At 75.2% G+C, this 3243-nt stretch carries 2 protein-coding genes; both read left to right on the forward strand.

Annotated elements, in window-relative coordinates; genetic code table 11:
• Positions 1-254: 254 nt before the first annotated feature.
• On the forward strand, positions 255-2114 hold the full coding sequence (locus FNX44_RS25290; protein WP_143651313.1) for a serine/threonine-protein kinase: 1860 nt from the start codon (positions 255-257) through the stop codon (positions 2112-2114).
• Between the two features lie 277 nt (positions 2115-2391).
• Positions 2392-3243 (forward strand): protein kinase family protein (locus FNX44_RS25295; protein WP_500274213.1); only part of this gene is annotated, 852 nt, incomplete at its 3' end.

The raw sequence follows: 3243 nt of genomic DNA on the forward strand, positions 1-3243 counted from the left end.
CCCGCGCGCCCACCCCGCGCGTCCCGCTCCGCACCACTCCCGCGACAGCCGGCCCGGCCCGCCTCCGCGACGGCCCGCGCGAACCCTTCCGGCCGGTAACTGGACACACCCGCAGGTCAGTTGCAGAGGACCCCGGCAGGGTTGCCGACGGGCGCCGGTCCGGACCTGTTGTTGCGGCGGCCCTGTAGCCGGGCGCCCCCGTGGATGGGTGACAATAGGTGCCACTGCTGGGGCGGGCTGACGCGAGGGGAAGCATGGGCGAGAACGCCGAAGGCGCTGCCAAGGGCAAGGAGACCGGGCGGCTGCTGGGCGGACGCTACCGCCTCGGAGGGGTGCTCGGCCGGGGCGGCATGGGCACGGTCTGGCGGGCGCGCGACGAAGTCCTCGGCCGCACGGTCGCGGTGAAGGAACTCCGTTTCCCCTCCGACATCGACGAGGAGGAGAAGCGCCGCCTCATCACCCGCACCCTGCGCGAGGCGAAGGCCATCGCCCGCATCCGCAACGGCAGCGCCATCACCGTCTTCGACGTCGTCGACGAGGACAGCCGCCCTTGGATCGTCATGGAACTGGTGGAGGGCCGCTCGCTCGCCGACGTCATCAAGCAGGACGGCCCGCTGACGCCGCGTCGCGCCGCCGAGGTGGGCCTGGCGATCCTGGGCGTGCTGCGCGCCGCGCACCGCGAGGGCATCGTGCACCGCGACGTGAAGCCGTCCAACGTGCTCATCGAGGAGGACAGCGGCCGGGTCGTCCTCACCGACTTCGGCATCGCCAAGGTGGAGGGCGACCCGTCCGTCACCAGCACCGGCATGCTCGTCGGCGCGCCCTCCTACATCTCGCCCGAGCGGGCCCGCGGCGGACGCCCCGGCCCGCCCGCCGACATGTGGTCGCTGGGCGGCCTGCTCTACGCGGCCGTCGAGGGACACCCGCCCTACGACAAGGGCTCGGCCATCGCCACCCTCACCGCCGTGATGACCGACCCGCTGGAGCCGCCGCAGAACGCCGGCGAGCTCGAGGAGGTCATCTACGGCCTGCTGCTGAAGGACCCGGAGAAGCGGCTGGACGAGCCCGGCGCCCGCGCGCTGCTCCAGTCCGTGCTGGACGGCCCGGAGGACTCCGAACGCCAACTGCCGGAGGAGAACCCGTCGTCGACCGCGACCGTGCTGCTCCCGCTGAAGTCGCCCGACGAGAAGCCGGCCCGGCGCGAGGCACGGGACGGCGGCGAGCAGCCGGAGGCCGTCCCCGGCCCACGCACCTCGCTTGTCAAGTCCCTGCCCAGCGCTCCGCCGAGGGACCTGCGCAGCCTGCTGCCGGCCCGCGCCGCCGGCACCGGCGAGCGCCGCCGCCCGATCGGGCTGGTCGTGGCGGTCGTCGCGGCCGTCATCCTCGGACTGCTCGGCGCGGTACTCGCCTTCGCGCTGAACGGCGGTGACGGCGACTCCGGTTCCCGCGGCCAGGGCGAGGGCACCTCCGCCTCCAGCGGCACGGCAGGCGAGGAACGCGAGGACCCCGACGAGAAGGACAAGCCGGACGACACCGACGCCAGGGGCCCCGGCGGCGAGACGGGCGCCACCGGCGGCGACGCCACGGCCCCCACCGGCGGCCGCGAGGGCGACGAGGCCGAGGGCGAGGCCGCTCAGGAGGGCGACGGACTACCCGAGGGCTACGCCGTGCGGACCGACGACCGCTTCCGGTTCGCCATGGCGATGCCCGAGGACTGGTCCCGGGTCAACATCAAGGGCCGCAACTCCGGTGGCGAGTACGCGGAGCGGCGCGGCGTCGTGCCCAAGGTGCAGGTGGACTTCACCAACAGCCCCACCGGCAGCGCGCTGCGCGCCTGGCAGCTCCTGGAGGCCGCGGTCGCCGCGGCCAGCACCGACTACCGCAAGATCGACATGGAGTCCGTCGAGTGGCGTGACTACCCGACCGTCTCCGACTGGCACTTCGAGCGCCGGGAGCACGGCGAGCGGGTGCGGGTGCTGAACCGGGGCTTCAAGGTGGACGACCGGCACGGCTACGCCATCGTCGTCACCTGCAAGGCGTCGGAGTGGGACGGCGAGGAGTGCACCACGCTGCGGGAGACCGCCTTCCGCACGTTCGAGCCGCGACTGGACTGACGGGCGCCCTTGGTTCGTTGGCGCGCGCCCGGGCCCGCGGCGCGCTCCCCTCGCCGCGACCCCCGCGCACGCGCCCGGCACAGCGGCGCGTCCGCCCGCGCACACCGGGGGCCGAGACCGCACCGACGCCGCGTACCGCGCCCGTAACGAGTCCGCGTACCGCCTTCGTGTGGCCCGAAGTACACGTATCGTGAGGAGAGTAGGCCGCAGGCATCTGCGCGCGATCCGCCCCGCGCGGGGCGGGAACTGACGGATACGCACGCTGTGGGGAGGCGCCGTGGACGAATACGCCGGACGGCTGCTCGCCGACCGCTACCGTCTGCCGCTGCCGCCCGCCGAGGAGTACGAGCTGCGCGAGTCGCGCGCGTACGACACCGCCAGCGGCCAGGAAGTCCTCGTCCGCCAGGTGCCGTTGCCCGAGGTGCTGGACGCCGAGCTGGTCGACGCGCGGGGTGCGAGGGCGGCGTTCGGCCGGGCCACCCGCCGCCCCGACGACCCCGTCGTCCGGCGTGCCGTGGAGGCCGCGCTGGCCGCGGCCCGCATCCCCGACCACCCGCGGCTGGACCAGGTCTTCGACGTCTTCGTCGAGGACGACGGGCTGTGGATCGTGAGCGAACTCGTCGTCGCCAGACCGCTGGCGGCGGTACTCGCCGAGCAGCCGCTGAGCCCGCACCGCGCGGCGGAGATCGCCGCCGACCTGCTGGCCGCGCTGAGCGCCGTCCACACCTTCGGCTGGACGCACCGCAACATCACCCCGCGCACCGTGCTGATCTGCGAGGACGGCCGCGCACTGCTGACCGGGCTGGCTTCGGGCGCCGCCGAGGAGGCGCTGAGCGGCTACGATCCGCTGCCCACCGAGGGCCCGATGGCGCCGGGAGCGGGGTCACCGGACCCGTTGCCGCCCGAGCCCCGCCCCGCCGTGCCGCCCGCGAGGCGACCGGGCGCCGACACCCCCGACGACGACGGCCCGTCCGGCGGGCGTGGGCTGCGTCCCGGCGGCGCCGTCGCGGCCTACCGGGCCGGGGCCGCCGCCTACCGCGCCGACGCCGCCGGCCGCCGTGAGCAGGGCCAGGCCGTCGCCGAGCGGTCCGGCCCGTGGGGCGGCGACAAACCAGGGCCGTCCCTCGCC

Source organism: Streptomyces alkaliterrae (assembly GCF_007097205.2).
GTDB classification, from domain to species: domain Bacteria; phylum Actinomycetota; class Actinomycetes; order Streptomycetales; family Streptomycetaceae; genus Streptomyces; species Streptomyces alkaliterrae.